This window comes from Candidatus Omnitrophota bacterium (assembly GCA_003598025.1).
GTDB lineage: Bacteria > Omnitrophota > Gorgyraeia > Gygaellales > Profunditerraquicolaceae > Profunditerraquicola.
In genome coordinates this window covers 52,892-73,430 of record QZKH01000002.1, presented here as the reverse complement: position 1 = coordinate 73,430, position 20,539 = coordinate 52,892, and the positions used below count along the sequence as shown (strand labels likewise).

Here is a 20,539-nt window from a genome sequence, read left to right as displayed (position 1 = left end):
TTAATGCTCTGTGCTTTTTATGATGCGTTCAGTCATTTCGTCTTCATATAAGCTTTTTATTTCGCTAAGGGCCTTCTTGCCCAACTCTATTACTATTGTTTTTTCTACAGCCTTTAACCTTAAAACCAGATATAAATACTCATCCCGCAATTCCTTGCCGTTGTATTTAAGGCCTATCCCGTCCTTCTTCTTATTATCAATGTATTTTTCAAACTCAGCGATCTTAGTTTGGACCATTCTGCCCTTGTCCAGCATCTTTAACTCTCTAAGAACGATACCGTCAACCTCAAGCTGGGTAAACTTCCTCTCCACCTTATCTAAGGCTTCTTTAGCCATTTTATAAAACCAGATAAGATACCTTTTTTTCAAATTACGAATATCCTTCTTATCCATATCTTTAGGTCCGTTTCTTCAACTCATCAGGGACCGTTTCTCTCATTGACCAGAGAAGTGCCCCCCATTATTATTTATTCCAGCTCAACCTTATCAAAATAGACCGTGCCTTTTGCTTCAGGCAAAACCTCAAACTGAAAGCTCTTTAGAGGAAAATCAAGCTCCAAGTTATTATCTGCATCCTGCGGCTGCCAATCATCCCTTGCCATAAACTTATTAAACTCGCAGACTATCTGCTTCCAGCCTGTAAAATTATCTTCAATCAGGAATCTCCAGATTTCACTGCCGCTATCCTTTATATCAAAAGCAACCATTGCCCCGGAATTGCTGCCGAACATATAAAAACTTATTTTGCTGTAACCACCCCATTCAATATCTTCGGGTTTAATCAACCATCCGGCGCCAGCTGCGTCTAAACTGGAACCGCGGGCAGCCCACATATATCCACCGCTAATCGCATCATATTTAAGCTCTAAAGATTGGTTACCAGAATACTTTGTGCCTGTGGAAGCGCTTACATTCAGGCTTGAACCGTTGCCTGAACCAAAATCAACCGTACCTTGCGCCCCGCCGGAAATAACACCCTCAAAATCATCGATCAACAAGCTTTCCGCGTAAGAAATCCCTGTAAAAAACACGGCAAACGCCACAGCAAACAATATTGTTTTTTTCATCTTCTTCTCCTTTTTCTGTTTACAGTGCGCTGTGCACTGTAAACTAATTCTATTTGTTCGGATGCTCCTGCTTAAACGGAATCACCGGCTTAACCCACGGCGTCTGCTGGTTAATAACTGAAATTTCCAGCGGACATACATTTGCCGGAACAGTTAAAGCAAATTTAAGGGCATTTTCAATAGCCTCTGTTGTCATAAGGCGCGATGTGTCCCCCGTTATATTATCCAATTTACCGGTTAAATCAGTATCGGTCACTCCCGGTAATATTGAAGTGACTTTGATCCCGTAATCACGCAGCTCCCAAAACAGACCTTTTGAAAAAGCACGCAAACCGACTTTTAATGAACTGTAGACTATAAAGCTTCTTGGAACAGGGTCAACCAATGTTGAGCCTGAAACCATATTGATTATTGCTCCGTATTTATTATTTATCATATCATTTATCACAAGTCGTATTAGGCGCACATAACCCAGATAATTGGTATGCGCAAGCTTCTCAAAATCCTCGATCGGCTGTTTCTCAAAAGGGTATTGGCTCGACACTCCGGCATTATTAATAAGAATGTCTATTCCACCGAATTTAGACTTTGTTTTATTTACCAGGTTTTCAAGGTCCGAAAGCTTTGTAACGTCACAGGCAACAGGCAAGATTTGAACCTTATATTTTTTTGACAATTCTTCTGCTGTCTCTTTCAGGGGCGCTTCGTTTCTTGCTGCAATAGCCAAGTTTATCCCCAAAGATGCTGCTGTGGATGCAAGCGCCTTGCCTATGCCACGGCTGGCCCCAGTTACAATTGCTACTTTTCCCTTTAAATCTGACATCTGTTACCTCCTCTACTTTGAAATTATAATTTCCCTGCTTAAAAAAAGCAATGCTATAAGGCCGATAGCAAAGACTATGAAACCGAAATTAAAGCTTCTCTGCATCAGGGCGCCGCCGGCTGCTGCACCTATGCCGCCTGAAAGAAAACGGACCGAGCTGTTAAGGCTTGCAGCTTCATTTAAGAATTTATCCGGTAAATCAGTAAGGGCGGTTGACAGGCCTGCATGGTTTAAAGTCCAGCCAAAACCCCAGGCAATCATAAGTAAAGCCAAAACAAATAAATTCGTCCTGGCAATCAGCCCTAAAACTATAATCAGCATCAGAATTAAGCCTATGTCTATAGTCTTTATTCTGCCAAGCTTATCTGCAAGCCTTCCGCCGATAACTTCTCCAAAAATCCCGCTTAAACTGGTCAGCGTGATAAGCATGCTTATCACAAACTGGGTAAACGAATACTGTGTCGAGAAATATACCCCCAGCCACTGCTGTATCCCATGGTAAATAAAACTCACTAAAAATATATAAAGGAATATAAATAATACTGCTTTGTCCTTAAAGGCAGCAATATAACTTAGCTGGAATTTTGAAACGTCCGTTTTAAAGCTCGGTAAATAAAAATAAACAATCCCCCATGTAATAAACCCTAAAATTGCGGGGATAATATAAATCATCCTCCAGGGAATAACAGCGCTTAAAAGCAGGCCTAAAAGCGAAGCGATAAAGGTTGCGCTAAAAAAAATACCGATAAGCCTGCCTCGTTTATCCGGTTCAATATGCCTGGCAATGAGTATTAAAGCCAATGGTATAACAGATGCGCCAAAAATCCCCATCATCAACCTGCAGGCAAAAAGCATGTATATACTCCCGGAGAGGCCTGCGAGCAAATTTGCCAGCGAAAAAAAGAAAAGGCAGAACAACTCTATCTTTTTTGCATCGATGAGCCTGACTAGAGGACCGTAAATAAGTGCCGCCAGCCCATAAGGGAGCATATAGAGCCAGACTATTTTACCTGCTAAGAATTGAGAAAGAGCAAAATCTTTAGCAACAGACGGCACGATCGCCGCGGTTGCCGCCACATTGAATGATAACACTGCACCCTCCAGACAAAGGAGGAAAAAAGTCAGTTTCTTCACTTGCCCGCTTCTTTTTCAATGATACGCTTAAAAATCTCCAAGTTATCTTTGGAATGTTTATTAATAAAGCCTTCTACCTGCTGGTCGTTAAATTTTGCTTTTTCATCCATTTCAAAATGCTGTATCCAGGTAAGTTCAACGCCCCTGCCCCTTGGCGTATAAAGCCAGATTATTTTCATAAACTTAAAAGGGAATTTCGGTTCTTCGCGCTCTGCGTAAGCAAAATATTTGTCCTTAAATAACAGCCTCCACGACTGCCAGCTCTTATCTTCATCGTCAGTTAAGCGGAATATGATTTTATTTGCTTCTTTTTTTACAACTTCTGCCTTCTTGTATTCGCCGCCGAATAACTCTGTCCATCTCGGGATATCATTAGAGATATCAAATACCAGCTCGTAAGGAGCATTGATAACTATAGAATTACATGTGTGCCCCATGGATCCCTCCTGTAATAAAGGTTACTGACCGCAAACCATGAACCATGAACTAATTATTTTCCAAACAAACTCAATAATATCGCTAAGTCCGAATCTGCGCTTAATGAATGCGGGGCATTCTTCGGCATATATATAAACACTCCCGGCTTCATTTTTATTTCTTTACCCTCAAGGATAAAAATACCTTCGCCTTTTAATACAGTAACCACTGCTTCCCGCGTAGATGTATGTTCTGAAATATCGCTACCCCGCGCAAGGCACATCAGGGTATGATTAGATTCGGGAGTTTTAACTAAAACCTTGCTAAAAACTCCTTCTCTGGGGAATTCCATCATCCCTTCCAAATCTTTCCATAAAGGAAGGCTCATAAATTGCTCCTTTCAAACAAAAGCAACTACCCTGGCCCAGGCGGCTCCGGTTTTCTTAATCTTAACCGGAAAACATGATACCTTGAATCCGAAGCCAGGAAGTTTATCCAGGTTCGCCAGCCGTTCAATATGAATAAATTCTCTTATCCTGCCGTAGAAATGGGCAGGGTATAATTTTTTAGGGTCTTTTGTATCCAAAAATTCTTTGAGCATAAATCTATACGGACGGTCAATGCCCATAGTATCTGTGCCAAAAACTTTTATCCCCTTATCCAGCAAATAATCGATTGCTGAAATATCAACTCCTGGATAATCAGTAAAATACCCGGGAGAACCGTATAATTTATCAGCCCCTGTTTGTAAAAACACGATATTACCTGGTTTAAGCGCGTAATTTATTTTGCGCAGAGCCTCTTCAATATCCTGCCTTGCAATTACTTCATTGGGCTTTTTGTAGGTCAGGTCTAATTTGACTCCCTCCGAATAACACCACTCAAGAGGGATCTCCTCTGCGGTTTTGGAGGGACGATTTTCTGACTTTGAGCCGTAATGAAAGGAATAATCCAGGTGTGTGCCTACATGTACCGGCGCATGCACTATCTCAAGCGATAAAAATTCCTTATCCGGCAAATCTTCTTTTTTTACTAAGCGCACGCCTAGGGCATATTTTATCTTCCCAGACAAGGTCTTGCCCATAATAACACGGTTAAACTTTTCCACCCCTCCAGCATGAGTTATGCGCTCAATATCAACATGATGGACTTCAAATGCCTTCTCATCAATTGGTAAACTTAAATCGACTATCTTCATTATTTGCCTATTTTAGAATCGACGATGCTGCTGATCTCATCCAGGGTCAAGCTTTTTGTTATTTCCTTAGCGCTTAACTTTACGCCAAAAGCCTTTTCAAGGGCAATTACGGCTTCGACCATCTCTGTAGAATCAACGCCGATACTATCCTGCAGGCTCATTCCGTCTTTAAGCTCTTCGGGTTTGATCCTGAGCAGATTTACTATAACTTCCTTTATTTTTGCCTTCGTCTCCATTTATTTATCCTCCATCATTACCATGAACCATGAACTTGATTCTCTTGTGACCTTGTGACGTGTGTCTTTGTGTCCCAGTTTTCCATGAACTATGAACTAATTTATATCTGTACTTCTCCCTTAGTCGCGGCTGCTTCCCATTTATTGATGCCTGCCATAACATCCTGAAAGCAGAGTTTAGCCAGGGTATCAAAATTACTTTCCATAATCCTGTTGATCCTCCCTGGTTTAGAGAAGAATTCGCGCATGCACCATGATCCTAACCTCCCCAGATCTTCGATACTAAGGTGGTCGGTAGGTATAACTGGATGCAAAAAATCCCAAGTGCTAAAATCTACTTTTTTTGGATCAATCCATCCCTTCTTCATAGAGATCCTCCACATCGGTGAATTAGGCGCAGGAGTAACATAGCCGACCCAAAGGATATCCGGGTCTACAGCATCGGTAAACTCAAATCTCTGCTTTATGATTGCCTCGGTATCATAATCAAAACCCATCATTATATCGGCAACAATGGCGATATCATTTTTACGCAGGATATCGATTGTTTTCTGGATCTGTTCGATGGTTATGCCTTTGGCTATTTTCTTAAGCTCCGACTGTGTCGTAACCTCAATCCCGAAAACACCCATAAACAGGCCGTTTTCTTTCATTAACGGCAGAATGGATTCGCAATTCACCCAGTCTATTGCCCGGCCCAAAGAGACCCATTTAATAGGGTTGTTTGATGCTTTTTTAAGTTCGCAAAATTTCTGCACCCGCTCGGGGTCAACATTAAAATTATCGTCCTGAATAACCACTACTTTTACTCCATACTTATTATGCAAGAGATTCAACTCTTCCATTACCCTTTCAGGTGATTTCGCCCTCCAGGTAAGAAAATCCCCGGGGTGGCGCGGATCATACTGATCCCACTCGTAACAGAATGTGCATGCCGAAGGGCACCCGCGTGATGTAACCATATCAACAAATGGTTTCCAATAAGTATGGCCCACATATTTATCCATTGGAAAAAGATCGTATGCCGGTAACGGCAACAAATCCAAATCTTTCAATAACGGCTTATGCGGCCCCATTACAGCCTTACCATCAATACGGCTAGCCACTCCTCCTACGTCTTTGACTGGCTTATTTTTATCTATTGCTTCTATCAGATCTCCGAATGATTCCTCTTCCCCCATAACCACAAAATCGACCCCCGGATTCTCTTCTAATGTGGGGACCGGCATTGCCGAATACCACAACCCGCCGAGGATTATCTTTGTGCCGGGAAGCGCCTTCTTTATTCCTGCTGCGGCATCTTTGAAATGGCGTAACACACCATATCCGCCATAACCATGCAGCTGCTCCCCCATTACCACGACATCCGGATTTCTCTCTTTGACAAGCTCAATCAACTGGTCCATAGAAATCTGGTCGGCTTTTCCGTCAATTACAGCCACATCTTCATAACCTCTCTGGCGCACATAGGCAGCCCAATGTGCATAAAGCTGGTTTGGCGACCTGTGTATTCCATGGGTTGCCCACGCACCCACCTTAGGCATAACAAATAATATTTTCATAAATCCTCCGTTGTTATTTTCATTGGCTTGCCTTATTACGGCTTCTCTACAACAAGCGCTGAGTTAATCCCGCCCCTGCCGCGTGAAATTACCAGCGCCCTGCCGACCTTATAGTCCTTTGCCTGCCCCTGTACGTAATTTAAACCTTTGGGATCGGGGTTTTCCAGGTTAAGTATAGGCGGGATCAAATTATTCTCCATGCTAAGAACTGTTGCTATCAAATCCACTGCCCCGGAGGCGCCTAATAAATTACCGAACATCGACTTAGGACAGCTGGCGGGTATTCTTGCCGCATTATCTTTGAAAACGGTTTTTATCGCCCTTACTTCGCTATCATCCCATAAACTTACTCCTAAACCATCTAAGCTTATATAATCAATTTCGTCGGCGCTGATTTGCGCATCTTCCAAAGCCATATTTATCGCCCGGGCTAACTCTCTGCCATCGGAAGATGGATTTATCCTGTCAAAACCGTCACAGGTTGTGCCGTATCCTGAAATTAAGGCCATTATATTGGCATTTCGCTTTTTTGCCCGTTCAATAGGCTCCATAACTACGATACCTGCGCCTTCGCCGATAACAAAACCGGACCTATCTCTGTCAAAAGGCCTGTAGGCAGTTTCAGGACGCTCATTATTTCTAGAGAGCGCTCCATAGGTATTACAACAGAGAAGCGCATAAGGCGTAACCGGTGCTTCCATGCCTCCGGAAATAATCATATTTAATTTATTCTTGGCTAAAGTGCTCCTGGCATAGCCTAAAGCCATCAAAGAGCTTGCCCTGTCAGCAACGACAGTTTTACTGAAACCTTTTATTCCATAATAAATGGAGACCTGACCTTGAGGCGCAGCAGGAAACCATGCTGAAGCCATATATGGAGAGACTCCTTCCCTTCCTTCAATATATAGGTCGCGTAATTCGGTCTCCGCATAAAGCCAGCCGCCGATAGCATTACCTAAGAATATACCTACTAAGTTCGGGTCTTCATTCTTTATATCTATACCGGCATCCTGCATCGCCATTTCAGAGGCGACTAAAGCCATATGCGAAAATGCATCAATCTTCTTAAGCAGCCTCTCAGAAAAATTACTGTATTTATCAAGGTCGTCAATCTGGCCGGCGATATGCGACGGGTACCTGGAAGCGTCGAAACGGGTGATCTTTTTGACAAATGACCTTGCGGATTTAACATTGGCCCAAAACTGGCGCTTGCCTATCCCTGAAGGGCTGACTATCCCTAATCCTGTGATCGCGATCTTATTCATCGAATCTCCTTAATACCAATGAAGAATGGATCCCCGAGAAACCGCTGCTGGTTTTTAATATTGTGTTTATTTTCTTGCTGCGCGCAACGTTAGGAATATAGTCTAAGTCGCACAAAGGGTCTTTCTCTTCTTGATTTATCGTTGGTGGTAAAATATTATACTGGAACATCAGCGAACACATCGTAAGCTCAACCGCATTCGCAGCAGCCAAAGGATGCCCGATCATAGACTTTAAGGAACTGATGGGTAGTTTATATGCATAATCGCCGAATATGGTCTTGTAGGCATTTGTCTCAAATATATCGTTCATACGCGTCGATGAACCGTGCGCGTTAATATGGTCTATATCTTTGGGCTTTAAATAAGCGTCGGAGAGTGCCAGGCTTATACATCTGGCCATGGCAGCGCCGTCGGAAGGAAGGTCTGTCATATGATAGGCATTACAGCTGGTACCGAAACCCAACACTTCGCAGTAGATCCTCGCATTGCGCCTGCGCGCATGCTCCAATTCTTCCAGGATCAAGATACCTGCTCCTTCAGACAGGACAAAACCGTCTCTTTTTTTATCAAACGGCCGGCTGGCCCGTTCAGGCTCATCGTTTCTGGCTGATAAGACACTGACCACATCGAATGCCCCGAATGTTATCGGCGTAATTGGCGCTTCTGCAGCTCCGCAGACCATTATATCGTGTCCATTATCCTGTATAGTTTCAAGCCCGAAACCAAGTGAATCAGTGCCTGCGGTGCATCCCGTAGATAAAGTATCGCAGATCCCTCTCAATTTATATTTCGCAGATATTTCAATCGAAGGGGTATTAAACATTGCAGCATCATAAAGATCCGGCCTGACCTTTGAAGGGTCAATCGGCTTCTTTCCGTCTTCGGTGACAAGGGCAAATTCTTCCTCCATATACTTTGTGCCGCATATAGCGTTTGCAAGGCATACCCCGATACGCTCAGGGTCCTCGTTTAAAAGCACAAGCCCGCTGTCCTTAAAAGCCATATCTGCGGCAACCACTCCAAATTGGACATACCTATCCATGCGCGTAGCTTCTTCATGAGTCAACCCAAGCTTAAACGGATTGAAATCTCTCACTTCGGCGGCGATCTTAGTATTAAATACCGACACATCAAAACCATCAACCCTTTTTACTCCTGATTTTCCGCCGGTGAAAGCTTTCCATGCATTTTCTTTGCCTATGCCGTTAGGCGAAATTACCCCTACGCCGGTAATAACTACCCTTCTCTTTTTCATATTATTTCTTATTCTCCTTAACCCGCGAAACCTTAAATACTATATTGCCGCCATCCGGGCAAGTAACAGTATCGATTGAATCCGGATTTTCCATAAATAAAAACTTTGCGCCGAAATTTAAAGCAAAAAGCGCAGGAAACGCACAATGAAAAGCTGCGCCGCAAAAACCGGGGATGCATTTCAAGCCGCTTGTCTCCCATTTATCCCCTACCTTATAACCAAAGGTACATTTACCTTTTGCCTGCACTACTTCTATAACCATCTTTTTAGGGTTAGGCCCTTTAAAATCAGGGGCTTTAGGTAACTTCTCAATTTTGCCCTGCTTATCAAGCACCTCGGCCATAAATTCTAACTTCCCTCCGTCAGGACAGGTTACCAGCAGTGAACGCTGGTTATCTCTAAATGGAAACTTTGCCCCGAAACTTAATGCATATATGACAGGAAAAAGCGCATGCGCCAGGCCTAGGCAGAAAAATTTTGGAGGATGGGTAAAATCTTCTAAAATTAATTCGTCACCTTTCTTATATCCGTGATAACAATGCCCATAAACATTCATCACGGTTAATTTGAGGCGTGGGAACGGCGAATTTATGTTTTCCATATCAAGCTAACAAACCTTTCGTTTCCTCAATCAACTGCTCTCTGCTAAAAAATTTTCCGTTTTTTTCGACTATATGCACCATTTCAACAAGGCGTTTATTTAACGGTGCGGCGAGCTTGTTTTCAGCAGCGAGCTTTACAAATTCACCGTTAATATAATCTATCTCCGTATCCTTGCCTCTTTTTATACTCTGGAGTATAGAGCCGTATAATGGCTCTTTGCTTAAACCGGACATTATACCTGAGATCACTTTAGCAGCGCTTTCCATCGGCATGCTGATAATGCCGGTCAAGCGCTCAAGAGGAAAATCAGGCAAAGATACAAGATTGATGCCCGACCTCTTGACAATATCAAAACCTTCGCGCCAGATGGCAACACTGATCCGGCTGGTATCCGTGTCACTAAAAGCTTCCTGCATGCTTAATCCCAGTATCGCCGGGATACAATTATTAGCATTGACAAAAATCTTTAAAAACTTCATTGCCCTGATATTATGGCTTATTACGGTAGGAAATATTTCATTCAATACCAGGCTAACATCTATAAGCGTACGGTCGTTTTCTATAAAAGGCCTGCCGAGTATCCAATTACCCTCGAAATTATGTACAATCCTGCCCGGCTCTAAATTTGTAGAGCCAAACATGACAATGCTGGAGATGATACTTGCTTTATCCGCGTACTTTAACGCAATACCCTCTGAACGGATGCCGTTCTGAGTCGTTAGAATCTGGGCTTGCTTAATAAAATCTATGTTCTGTGATATCGATTGCTCCAGGTCTTGGCTCTTTGTGCAAAATATAGCTAAATCAACATCCGAAACTAGCTTATCCTTAACAGGGATATTAACCTTGAAATCTCCCCTTACCCCGCTTATAAACAAACCCTTGCTGTTTATTGCTGCAACGGAATTGCTGCGGCCGATAAGAACTACATCTTTGCCCTTAAGGCTCAAATAACCGGCTACCAGGCCGCCTATTGCTCCCGAGCCGACAACTGCAATTTTCATTTAATTGGTTTATTGCTGCTATTGCCTACCAACGGATTAGTACTCTTGGGAAAACCGTATTTCTTGTAATCAAACCCCGACTGTTCCATAACCCTGACCATCATGCTGTAGAAAGGCGAAGGAACATCCGAAAAAAAAGCGCTTAATACATCCTGTTCCTGGATAATTGCTGATTTCCTGGAAATCGCGTTTTCTTCAGCCCTCTTTCTTACTGCTATCTCCGTTATCCCGCGGTGAAAAATAGGTATTTTTGAGATAAAAAGTTTAAATTTATCTTCTGTATTCTTATCCCATTCCATAACTTAACCTCAATATTAATAGTATGTTATATTCTGAAATTAAAATATAGTAAAATTTTACTATTAAAATTTACTGTTGTCAAGAAAAAATAGCTTACCTTCGCTGGCTTTTCCTTAGTTGATCCGGAGAGAATGCTTCTTGAATTATGAGAGATGCCTCTATAAGTGTTTTTACCCGAGAGAACCTTTCGCGGAACAGCCTTACTTTACGCATTCCTTTAGTATAGCAAGAAAAGAATTTACGGAAAATCACCACACCGACCCTCTCACCGTAAAAATCAACACACATTTTCATATGCTCTAACATGACTTTACAGACTTCATCGGGGCTCGGAGGTTTATAAATCTTTGACACGCCAAAAGAAGAATCTATCTCTTTAAATATCCAGGGATTGCCAATCGCACCCCTGGCTACAGCAACGCAATCACATCCTGTTTCGGCAAGCATTTTCTTAGCCAGCTCTGCGCTAAATACATCTCCGCTACCGATAATAGGTATCCTGGTTTTTAATTTGGCCTTTAGTATGGCTGGATAGTTTACATCTCCGTCATATCCCTGCAAAGCAGTCCTGCCGTGTATAAAGACCGCACTCACGCCGGCCTGCTCAGCAATACAAGCTACCTCATCAGCATTTATTGAATTCTTATCCCACCCTATCCTTATTTTTACGCTCACCGGCTTATCGGAATTCTTAACTAAAGCGGAGAGCAGCTTTTCCAATTTCTTGGGTTCTTTCAACAAGGCAGAACCTTCGCCCCTGCGCACGACTTTTCTTGCCGGGCACGCTGCATTAAAGTCTAAAAGATCGTATTTATAATCAGCAAGCACGTCCAATGAACGCATTATAAACTTTTGATCGCTTCCAAGTATCTGTATACCTAGAGGCCTGTCTTTCTGGCTGCTTGATAGCATGTGCTTGGTTTTTTTGCTCTTGTGAGTTAGAGAACGGCAGTTAATCATCTCAATAAAAGCCAGCTCGCAGCCAAACTTTCGGTTCAACATCCTAAACGGCAGATCGCTTACCCCTGCCATAGGAGCCAAAATATACGGCTTTGAAAGTTTCAGGTTTTTGATTATTAACATAACGGAAGGTTATTAATGTCAGGTGGTATATTCTACCGGCAGAACAAAGGCCTTGATACCTTCATGCCCGAGTTTCTTCCTTAGTTCTGCTACACGGCCGAGCATACACTTTGACTGTTCATCATCACTCACTATATAAAGTATATTGTTTTTCCCGGGCCATATATCATTCCCAAGATGAGGGCCTGAAAGTACGCCTTTGCCGAATACGCCGGTTACTTTGGTGTAGCTTTGCACTTGGCAACCCTGGAATAATTCCATGACTTCTTCATCCAAAGCCTCATTATATATTATCATCAACATTTTATTATGCATTGGTTTTCCTCTTATTCTTCTTGACCCTGGATTCAAATATAGCATAAAGCGTCGGGACAAACAATAACGTAATCAGCGTCGAAACGGTAAGGCCTCCTATCATGGTAATACCTAAAGGCTGCCAGGATTCAGACCCTTCCCCCTGAAATAAAGCCAGCGGAAGAAGGCCTACGAGAGTAGTAATAGTAGTCATTAACACAGGTCTTAAGCGGTCCCTGCCGCCGGTTGTTACTGCTTCATGCATAGAATAACCTCTGGCGCGCAGAATATTTATATAACTGATAAGTACTATAGCATTATTGACGACTATACCCATCAACATAACTATACCCAGAAAACTTATAACGCTTAAGTTAGTACCGGTGATAATAAATGCCAGGATTACTCCGATGAAAGTAAAAGGTATGGAAAACATTATAATAAATGGATCCAGTAATGATTCAAATTGAGCAGCCATAACCATATAAACTAACAAGATCCCCAATATCAGCAGCAAAAACAAGTCCTTAAAAGCTTTAGCCTGTTCTTCAGCCTCACCGCCGATAATAACCTGTATACCTGCCGGTATTATCATGTTCTTAAGTTCTTTATTTATATCTTCCACTATCTTACCAGTCGAGCGGCGATAGGCATTACATTCAACCTTGACTATTCTTTCCCGGTTTTTACGCTCTATCTCCTGCGGGATATTTTCCTGCCGTATCTCAGCAATATTTGACAAAGTAATCTGTGTTTTTCTCAGATCCTGAGATAACCTGGGGTTGCTACCGGAAGATAATGAAAATGCGGAATCTGCTGGCACTACAGGTATGTTCTTGATATCTTCTATGTCCGAACGCGAAAAATCATCTGCCCTTACATAAATATCATATGTATCCCCGGATTCTCTATACTTACTGGCAACTGATCCCTGGATAAAAGTGTTAACCGTATCTGCTATAGTGCTCATATCTAATCCCAATGCCGAAGATTTTTGGCGGTCAACATCAATCTTAAGCTCGGGCCGGTTTGCTTCGCGGGAAATACTCACCTCTACAGCACCGGGTATTCCTTCTATAAGACCCTTGATCTTTAAAGCCAATGCATCTGTTTCTTCAAAGGAATGGCCGATAATTTCTACCTGTATGCTCTTGCCTCCTCCGGTAATCAGCCGACCCATAGGGTTTCCTGTTGTAATATCAACTTTCATTACCCCGGGTATTGCGGTGATCCTATTTCTTACAACTTCCGCTGTCTCTTTAACCGAAAGCTTTCTTTCTGTCTTAGGGACTAATTTGATGCCGGCTGAGACTATATGCGTACCGGAAACATTCCCAAAAGCCCTGCCGATGCCGGAAAGCTGGCCGCTCCTAACGTAAAAATATTTCGCTTCGGGGATTTCATCTTTAAAAATCTGCTCAATCTTTCTAGCTAAACCATCGGTCTCCTCAACGCGCGTTCCTATCGGAAGGTGCGCGCTTATACGCAAATCGCCCGTATCTTCTTCAGGTATAAATTCATTGCCTACAAAACGTGTAAGTAAGCCTACAAAGATAAGTATCCCTAAAGAGATGGAAATTACCATTTTCTTATACTTAAGGCACCAGGCAAGCATATTCGAGTATGTATTCTCCATGCTTTTAAACCATTGCTCAGATACTGCATACATCCTGTTAAATAATCCTGCCTTTAATGATTTGTGATCCGGCTTTAGCCATTTGGAACAAAGCATAGGGCTAAATGTTACTGCTGTAAAAAGAGAGGCTGACAATGTTACGATTATTATAGCTGCCAGTTCGCCAAAGAGCTTCCCCACTACTCCGGTTAGAAACAAAAGCGGCATAAACACGACTATTGTAGTAAGGGTCGAGGCGGCGATTGCTAAAAATATTTCCGATGTCCCGAATATGGATGCTTCGCTTGTCCTTTGCCCGTGTTCTATGCGGCGCCAGACATTATCAACCACAACGATAGCATTATCCACAACCATTCCGGAGGCTATAGCTAACGAAGAGAGGCTGATTACATTTATAGTCTTACCGCTAAGAAATAAATATATGAAACTTATCAAGAGCGAAAATGGTATAGTCAAAGCAACAATCATGCTTGCTGCGAATTGCCTCAGGAAAAACCATACAACAACAATGACTAAAAGTATCGCAAACCAGGTTGTGGCCTTAAGTGAACTCAAAGAGGTCTTGATATCTTCGGAGTTATCGAACATCAGCCTCATCTTGACATCTGGCGGCAATGTATACCTTAATTCTTCCAGCTTTTTCTTGACCCTGTCTGCTACTTCTACGGTGTTAGTTCCGCTCTGCTTCTGGACCATCATTATTATTGCCCGGCCCTCGTCCACGCGGGCAATAGTGGTCACTTCCTTGAAACCATCTTCTACCCGTGCTACATCCCTCAGATAAATTATCTTGCCGTTACGCTTGCCTAATACAACTGAATTGATCTGCCCGGGGTCTGTAAATTCTCCGGGCAGCCTTATCGAATAATCGGTGAGTCCGACTTTTATATTACCGACGGGCTGAGTAATATTTTCAGCCTTGATTGCGTTTTTAATATCAAGGATTGAAAAACCATACCCCTGGAGCCTTTCCCTGTCTATCCATACATTAATCTGCCTCTCTAACCCTCCGCCCTGAAACTGGACAGTGCCTACACCTGGCAACTGCCTTAAAGGATCAGCAATCCTGTCATCTAGCAAATCATAAAGTTCGGTATAAGATTGTGTGGCAGTAATACCCATGAACAATATGGGAATATTGGATGTGTTGAATTTAAATATAAATGGATTGTCCATCTCATCAGGTATATCGGGGAGAGAACGTTTGGCTATCTCTATACGATCTCGTATATCATTAGAAGCAGCGTCCAGATCTGTGCCCCAGCTGAATTTTAAGGTAACAACAGATGAACCTTCTGAAGAGTGCGAAGTAATCTTTTCGATTCCCGGGGTAGTGGCAAGCTGGTTCTCAAGCACTTCTGTAACTTTGATCTCCACATCTTCAGGATTTGCCCCGGGATAAGAAGATATAACGCTTATGGACGGGGGCTCTATCTCGGGAAAGGAATCTACGCCTAATCTGGTAAGGCTGTAAAAGGCCAATACAATAATAGCTGTAAAAATCATCAGGTTTGCGACCGGTCTTTTTACTCCGAATTCAGCTAATTTCATATTATTCCCTCTCTATTGCAACGCTTGCCCCTTCATACAACTTTTGTTGGCCAACCACAACGACTGAATCGCCCTCCTTTAACCCGGTCTTAATCTCATAAAATGGCCCATGCCTGATGCCTGTTGTGACCTGTTTTAGTACGGCTTTACCGTTCTCGATGATATAAACATACAAATTGGGGTCTTTACCCATTACCGCTTCCTTTAATAGCACTGGCACGTTATCCTTTGTGTCTATTACCAGGTTTACCCTGGCAAACATCCCCGATTTTAATTCATGTCCGGGGTTATCCACCAAAATTTCAACGGGCGCTGTCCTTGTAGAAATGTCTACCACTGGGCTGATCTTGGTCACTTTTCCGGTAAATACCTTATCCGGATAAGCATCGACCTTTATACTGGATTCCTGCTCTATCAAAATCCTGGATATATATTTTTCCGGTACGTCAAGATTGATTTTTGCCTGATCCATATTGACTACCAAAGCTACAGGCGTCTGCTGGTCTACGTTCTCTCCTATATCTACATATACCCTTCCGACAACTCCATCTATTGTGCTTTCAACAGGTGCGCTCTGGAATTTCAGGCCTACTTCATCCCTGTCAATATAAACAATCGCTTCGCCTTTTTTTACGTTAGAGCCTTCGGCAATTTTCTTCTCAGCTATCTTACCGCTTACCTTGGGATAAATAAGCGCTTCATCCCTGGCTTTTATATCGCCCACATAATCAATAGACTCGTTAACGCTCTTTAACTCTATCTTATTGATTTTTACCGGGATGATCCCGTTTATTTTTTCCTGCTTCGGCTTACTTCTGCACCCGGTGATAAACTGCAGGCATATAAACAAAACAAATATCGAAATTATTAAAGGTCTCCTCAATATGTTAAACATTATATTCCTCCTGTTGCTTTCTCAAAACTGCTCTTGGCCATAAAATAATCATAAACAGATTGTTTTTTATTAAACATTGATATATCGTGTTTCAATTTGGCATCATCTAAATCCAGGGAACTTACAATCCCCTGTTCGAATTTATCCTGAGCTGTTGAAAGATTATCCTTAAATACTGCTAATTGTGACTCTGATGTTTTTATCTGCAGCATAGAATCCTTAAGCGATAAATATGAAGTCCTGACTTCAGAAATTATGTCACTTATCATACGTGATTTCTCTATTCTTGCTGTCTTTAAATCTGCTAATGCCTGCTGGACCTTGGCCTTAGTCGCCCACCCATCGAATACCGGCCAGGAAAGGGTAAGACCTATGATATTATAATCCTGCCATCCTTTTGTGGGGGAAAAACTTAAGGATGATGTGGACTTGGTATAATAATCCCATGAGGCATAAACAGTAGGCAAACTCTCCCCTTTTGCTATGGCAACTGATTTCTCATTCGCTTTTACCTTAGCCTCGTATTCCCTGATTTCCGGCCTGTCTTTCATGGCTTTGACAAAGGCTTCATCGTAAGCTAACTCCTGCGGTGAATAACTAAATTCTCCTACAGGATTTATATTTGTATCTCTATCGATATTTAATATATCCTTTAATAAAATGTCTGCTGCCTCAAACTGGCTTATTGTTTCTTCATAAGCCTGTTTAACAGAATCTAGGGAAGATTCCAGGTTAAGCATATCTGATTCAGATGCCTCTCCGCTATTATAGCGCTCTTTTATGTAATTTAAATGTTCCTGGGTGTTATCAACTATTATTCTGTTAAGGCTGACCAATTCTTTAGCCAGCAATAAAGTATAGAAAGCTTTTTCTGCGCTTAGCCCGACTTCCAGCCTGGCTACATCTAATGCAGCCTCAGACGAATCAAGATTATATTTGCTCTCAGCGATAGAATTAAGTATTCTGCCTCCTTTAAATAAATACTGCTTCAAGGTAGTTTGAGTCGCATTTTGAGGTATGTCTTTTGAATAAAGCCCCCTTGTGTCAGACCATGTCCCTGAGAAATTAACACTCGGCAGAAGAGATGCTTTTGCCTCCCGCACTTTAGCCTGCGCCTTTTTAACATCCTCGATGCCAAGCAGTATATCTGGATTATCGCGAAGTGCAATAACAAGAACATCATCCAGAGTTAAATCCATGCCCTGCGCGTATGACATAGAGAAAACTGATAGTAATATTAATATAACTAATAAGCTTTTTTTCATTTTATTAACTTGTGTCCTTTAAAACAGCTGATTTTATCTTCTCCAGTATTTTTAAATATTGGCCCCGGTCGCTACCGGAGATTTTGCCGAATACCCTTATTACAGCCCTCTTGCGCTGCTCGGAGATTTTTTTTACCAGCTCCCTGCCTTTATCAGTGAGCCTGATCTTTATTATCCGCCTGTCATTCGGTTCATATACCCTCAAGGCATATCCTTCCCTGACCAGCCTCTGGACTATACCGGTAGTCGCGGCAGTCGTCACATGTATGTAGGCGGCTAAATCTTTCATCTTAGCCTCTTTATCTTCGTTAAGATAACACATAATTAAAAACTGCGGCAGCGAGACTTTGCCTTTCATTAATTCATCTGAGCTGTGCCTGGAAAACTCCCTGACTAATACCGGCATAATTTTCGTTATTTTATCTGCAAACTCGTTGATTGATATATCAGGCATATCTTACCTCCTAAATAGTTAAGTATATTAACTATTAACTAAGTAAAGTATATATCTTAGAATCTGGTTTGTCAATATAAAATAGTTCGTAGTTCATACCCCATTGTTCATAGGGCCTGTCAATCGGCTTTTTTAATATTTGTTTGGGTTAATATGCTATAACTTATCGGCTAAAATAAAAGGGGGCGGGAATTCAAGTTTTTACTGCGGACATCAGGCTGGATAAAAACTGAGACTCTGCTTCCAGCATCTCCAAATTATGCCTCAGTATCAAAGAAAGGTTACCAGGAAGTTTTCTTAATTCCTGGCTTTTGAGGACATTGCTAAGTTCTTTGGATATCTTCCTAAGTATAAAAAGCCTTGCCCTTAATTTGCGTTTTGCCGTATCAGGCCGGGCATAATTTAAAAAATACAGGCTCACGTCGGAACTAAACTGCGGCCTCTTAAAATGGAAGAAACTTTTGTCTAATAACTCATCAAATCTGCGCTGTCCCTTTGGGGTAAGAGAATATATTATGCGGGCTGGACGCTTCCCGTGCTTATCGGTATGCTTAGTTAAAAGGCCCTTCTTCTCCATGACTCTGAGAGGGTAATATATGGATTTGATATCAATTCCGGCGAAATATTTCAACAGCTCTATTATCTTAGTCTTTATTTCGTAACCATGCCTCGGCCTTTCTTTAAGGAGGCCTAATAATAGTAATTCCTGTTCTATCATTTTTCTGTCGCCCCGATACTTCGAAATTTCTTATAGCGCTCTTTCAATAGCTGAGCATTATCTTCCTGGGTTAGCTCTTTAAGTGCTTTCAACAGTGTGTCTTTTATATCCTTTGCTGCTTTCCCCGGGTCACGATGGGCGCCGCCTACAGGTTCAGGGATTATATCGTCGATCAATCCCATCCTCAACAGATCCTGAGCAGTAAGTTTAAGCACTTCTGCGGCAAGAGGCGCTTTTGAGCCGTCTTTCCATAATATGGCAGCGCACCCTTCAGGAGATATAACTGAATAGTAGGCATTCTCAAGCACGAAAACCCTGTCGGCTATCCCTATGCCCAAGGCTCCTCCTGAACCGCCTTCGCCTATAACAGTTGCAATTAAAGGGGTATTTATATTCATCATCTCCCTTAAATTTAAAGCTATCGCCTGAGCCTGGCCCCGCTCTTCAGCCCCTATGCCTGGGTATGCACCAGGAGTATCAATAAATATTACAACCGGCAAGCCGAATTTTTCTGCCATTTGCATGATCCTTAGGGCTTTACGGTAGCCCTCCGGATGAGCGCAACCAAAGTTCCTTTTAAGGTTTTCTTTTGTATCCCTGCCCTTCTGGTGGCCCATAACCATAACTTTATAGTTATCTATTTTAGCAAACCCTGCGATTAAAGCCTTATCATCAGAGAATAAACGGTCACCATGCAACTCAATAAAATCGGTGGCTATCATCCTTATATAATCCAGGGTGTAAGGCCTTTGAGGGTGCCTGGCTATCTGCACTTTCTGCCAAGCTGATAAATTACTGTAAGTTTCTTTCTTAAGATGAGCGAGTTTATCTTCCAGCTGCTTTATCTCTGAAGATATATTGACTTTCTTGCCGGAATTAAAGCTTCTTAACTCCTGGATCTTTTTCTCTAACTCGATAATCGGTTTTTCAAAATCTAGTCCGTTCATCTTATAAGGATTAATCTACTATTGTGACCTCGGTTCCGGCAGGTACGATCATATACAGCTCTTCAACATCGCTATTAGCCATACGGACGCACCCTTGTGTAACCTGTTTGCCGAGGTTATTGGGTTCGGTAGTGCCGTGGATACCGTATCCGGCCAAATCAAAGCCCATCCAACGGGAACCCAGTATATTTTCGGGGCTGTCAGCTGGTATTACGGCTCCTGCCTTAAACCAGGTAGGATTTTCTAGTTTGGTGGTTATTTTAAATGTACCGACGGGCGAGCTATTATTCTTGCCAGTAGAAACAATATAGGTTTTGATTACTTCGTCATTCGATTTTAAAAGCAGTATATTCTGAGACTTGTCTACAAATATTTTAAAAGGCATATTAACTACTTTGATCTTTTGCCCAGGGACAATCCTGTCCGAGGCGAAATTATTACATTTTCTTATCAGCTCTACTGTAGTATTAAACTTTTTTGCTATTTTGAACAAACTGTCTCCGGGTTTAATCTCGTAAGCAACGCTCCAGCCTTCCACCTGGTTAGGTGAAGCAATGGCTCCAACATTAAGGCTGTCTATTTTTCTCTGCCAGCCAGCCAAATCCCTGGAACTGGGGAAATCAGCTATAAGTTTTTGATAAATCAGTTTTGCCTGAACAAAATCTTTATCCGCTTCAAAGCCGTTTGCCTGGGCTATCAATGATGCTGCCTGGGGCGATATCCTGCCCCTAAATCCGAGTGTTGTTCCTGAGCCTTTTCTGGCCAGCAAGAAAATAATCGCAATTATCAAGATTATAACAACAGATATACTGATTACTAACTTCTTATTCAC

23 protein-coding genes are annotated in these 20,539 nt (G+C 42.2%); all 23 read right to left on the bottom strand.

Going from position 1 to position 20,539, the window contains the following annotated elements; genetic code table 11:
• Entirely contained in the window at positions 1-393 is a 393-nt protein-coding gene (locus C4533_00530; protein ID RJP29514.1) for a hypothetical protein, read from the bottom strand.
• Positions 394-467: 74 nt separating this feature from the next.
• The gene (locus tag C4533_00525; GenBank protein ID RJP29513.1) at positions 468-1,067 is read right to left on the bottom strand and encodes a hypothetical protein; all 600 of its coding nucleotides are present in this window, start codon (positions 1,065-1,067) and stop codon (positions 468-470) included.
• A 49-nt stretch (positions 1,068-1,116) separates the two neighbouring features.
• Positions 1,117-1,890 carry an SDR family oxidoreductase gene (locus C4533_00520; protein ID RJP29512.1) on the bottom strand — a complete coding sequence of 258 codons (774 nt, stop codon included), beginning with the start codon at positions 1,888-1,890 and terminating at the stop codon, positions 1,117-1,119.
• A gap of 12 nt (positions 1,891-1,902) precedes the next feature.
• Complete coding sequence (locus tag C4533_00515; protein ID RJP29511.1) at positions 1,903-3,024, bottom strand: MFS transporter; 1,122 nt, start codon at positions 3,022-3,024, stop codon at positions 1,903-1,905.
• Positions 3,021-3,461: a polyketide cyclase gene (locus C4533_00510; GenBank protein RJP29510.1), complete on the bottom strand. Its 441-nt coding sequence runs from the start codon at positions 3,459-3,461 to the stop codon at positions 3,021-3,023. The genes C4533_00515 and C4533_00510 overlap by 4 nt, the downstream gene beginning before the upstream one ends.
• 53 nt (positions 3,462-3,514) lie before the next feature.
• Positions 3,515-3,829 carry a cupin domain-containing protein gene (locus tag C4533_00505; GenBank protein ID RJP29509.1) on the bottom strand — a complete coding sequence of 105 codons (315 nt, stop codon included), beginning with the start codon at positions 3,827-3,829 and terminating at the stop codon, positions 3,515-3,517.
• Between the two features lie 12 nt (positions 3,830-3,841).
• A complete protein-coding gene (locus C4533_00500) occupies positions 3,842-4,639 on the bottom strand; it encodes a cyclase family protein (protein ID RJP29508.1) in 798 nt (265 codons plus the stop codon).
• A complete protein-coding gene (locus tag C4533_00495) occupies positions 4,639-4,875 on the bottom strand; it encodes an acyl carrier protein (GenBank protein RJP29507.1) in 237 nt (78 codons plus the stop codon). Before C4533_00495 ends, C4533_00500 begins: the two co-directional genes overlap by 1 nt.
• 101 nt (positions 4,876-4,976) lie before the next feature.
• Positions 4,977-6,437 carry a radical SAM protein gene (locus C4533_00490; GenBank protein RJP29506.1) on the bottom strand — a complete coding sequence of 487 codons (1,461 nt, stop codon included), beginning with the start codon at positions 6,435-6,437 and terminating at the stop codon, positions 4,977-4,979.
• Positions 6,438-6,472: 35 nt separating this feature from the next.
• Positions 6,473-7,702, bottom strand: a complete 1,230-nt coding sequence (locus C4533_00485; GenBank protein ID RJP29505.1) for a beta-ketoacyl-[acyl-carrier-protein] synthase family protein — start codon at positions 7,700-7,702, stop codon at positions 6,473-6,475.
• Positions 7,695-8,957 (bottom strand): beta-ketoacyl-[acyl-carrier-protein] synthase family protein, encoded by a 1,263-nt coding sequence (locus C4533_00480; GenBank protein RJP29504.1) that lies wholly within the window; start codon positions 8,955-8,957, stop codon positions 7,695-7,697. The genes C4533_00485 and C4533_00480 overlap by 8 nt, the downstream gene beginning before the upstream one ends.
• A gap of 1 nt (position 8,958) precedes the next feature.
• On the bottom strand, positions 8,959-9,558 hold the full coding sequence (locus C4533_00475) for a TIGR04076 family protein (GenBank protein RJP29503.1): 600 nt from the start codon (positions 9,556-9,558) through the stop codon (positions 8,959-8,961).
• Between the two features lies 1 nt (position 9,559).
• Entirely contained in the window at positions 9,560-10,564 is a 1,005-nt protein-coding gene (locus C4533_00470; GenBank protein ID RJP29502.1) for a ketopantoate reductase family protein, read from the bottom strand.
• Entirely contained in the window at positions 10,561-10,863 is a 303-nt protein-coding gene (locus tag C4533_00465; protein ID RJP29501.1) for a hypothetical protein, read from the bottom strand. The genes C4533_00470 and C4533_00465 overlap by 4 nt, the downstream gene beginning before the upstream one ends.
• 94 nt (positions 10,864-10,957) lie before the next feature.
• Positions 10,958-11,947, bottom strand: a complete 990-nt coding sequence (gene dusB, locus C4533_00460; GenBank protein ID RJP29500.1) for a tRNA dihydrouridine synthase DusB — start codon at positions 11,945-11,947, stop codon at positions 10,958-10,960.
• An 18-nt stretch (positions 11,948-11,965) separates the two neighbouring features.
• A complete protein-coding gene (locus C4533_00455) occupies positions 11,966-12,262 on the bottom strand; it encodes a hypothetical protein (protein RJP29499.1) in 297 nt (98 codons plus the stop codon).
• Entirely contained in the window at positions 12,255-15,428 is a 3,174-nt protein-coding gene (locus C4533_00450; GenBank protein RJP29498.1) for an efflux RND transporter permease subunit, read from the bottom strand. Before C4533_00450 ends, C4533_00455 begins: the two co-directional genes overlap by 8 nt.
• A gap of 1 nt (position 15,429) precedes the next feature.
• Positions 15,430-16,323, bottom strand: a complete 894-nt coding sequence (locus tag C4533_00445; GenBank protein ID RJP29497.1) for an efflux RND transporter periplasmic adaptor subunit — start codon at positions 16,321-16,323, stop codon at positions 15,430-15,432.
• Positions 16,323-17,588, bottom strand: a complete 1,266-nt coding sequence (locus tag C4533_00440; protein ID RJP29496.1) for a TolC family protein — start codon at positions 17,586-17,588, stop codon at positions 16,323-16,325. Before C4533_00440 ends, C4533_00445 begins: the two co-directional genes overlap by 1 nt.
• Positions 17,589-17,592: 4 nt before the next feature.
• On the bottom strand, positions 17,593-18,042 hold the full coding sequence (locus tag C4533_00435; GenBank protein RJP29495.1) for a MarR family transcriptional regulator: 450 nt from the start codon (positions 18,040-18,042) through the stop codon (positions 17,593-17,595).
• A gap of 193 nt (positions 18,043-18,235) precedes the next feature.
• Entirely contained in the window at positions 18,236-18,760 is a 525-nt protein-coding gene (locus C4533_00430; protein RJP29494.1) for a PadR family transcriptional regulator, read from the bottom strand.
• A complete protein-coding gene (locus tag C4533_00425) occupies positions 18,757-19,707 on the bottom strand; it encodes an acetyl-CoA carboxylase carboxyltransferase subunit alpha (protein RJP29493.1) in 951 nt (316 codons plus the stop codon). Before C4533_00425 ends, C4533_00430 begins: the two co-directional genes overlap by 4 nt.
• A 10-nt stretch (positions 19,708-19,717) precedes the next feature.
• Entirely contained in the window at positions 19,718-20,539 is an 822-nt protein-coding gene (locus C4533_00420; protein RJP29492.1) for a L,D-transpeptidase, read from the bottom strand.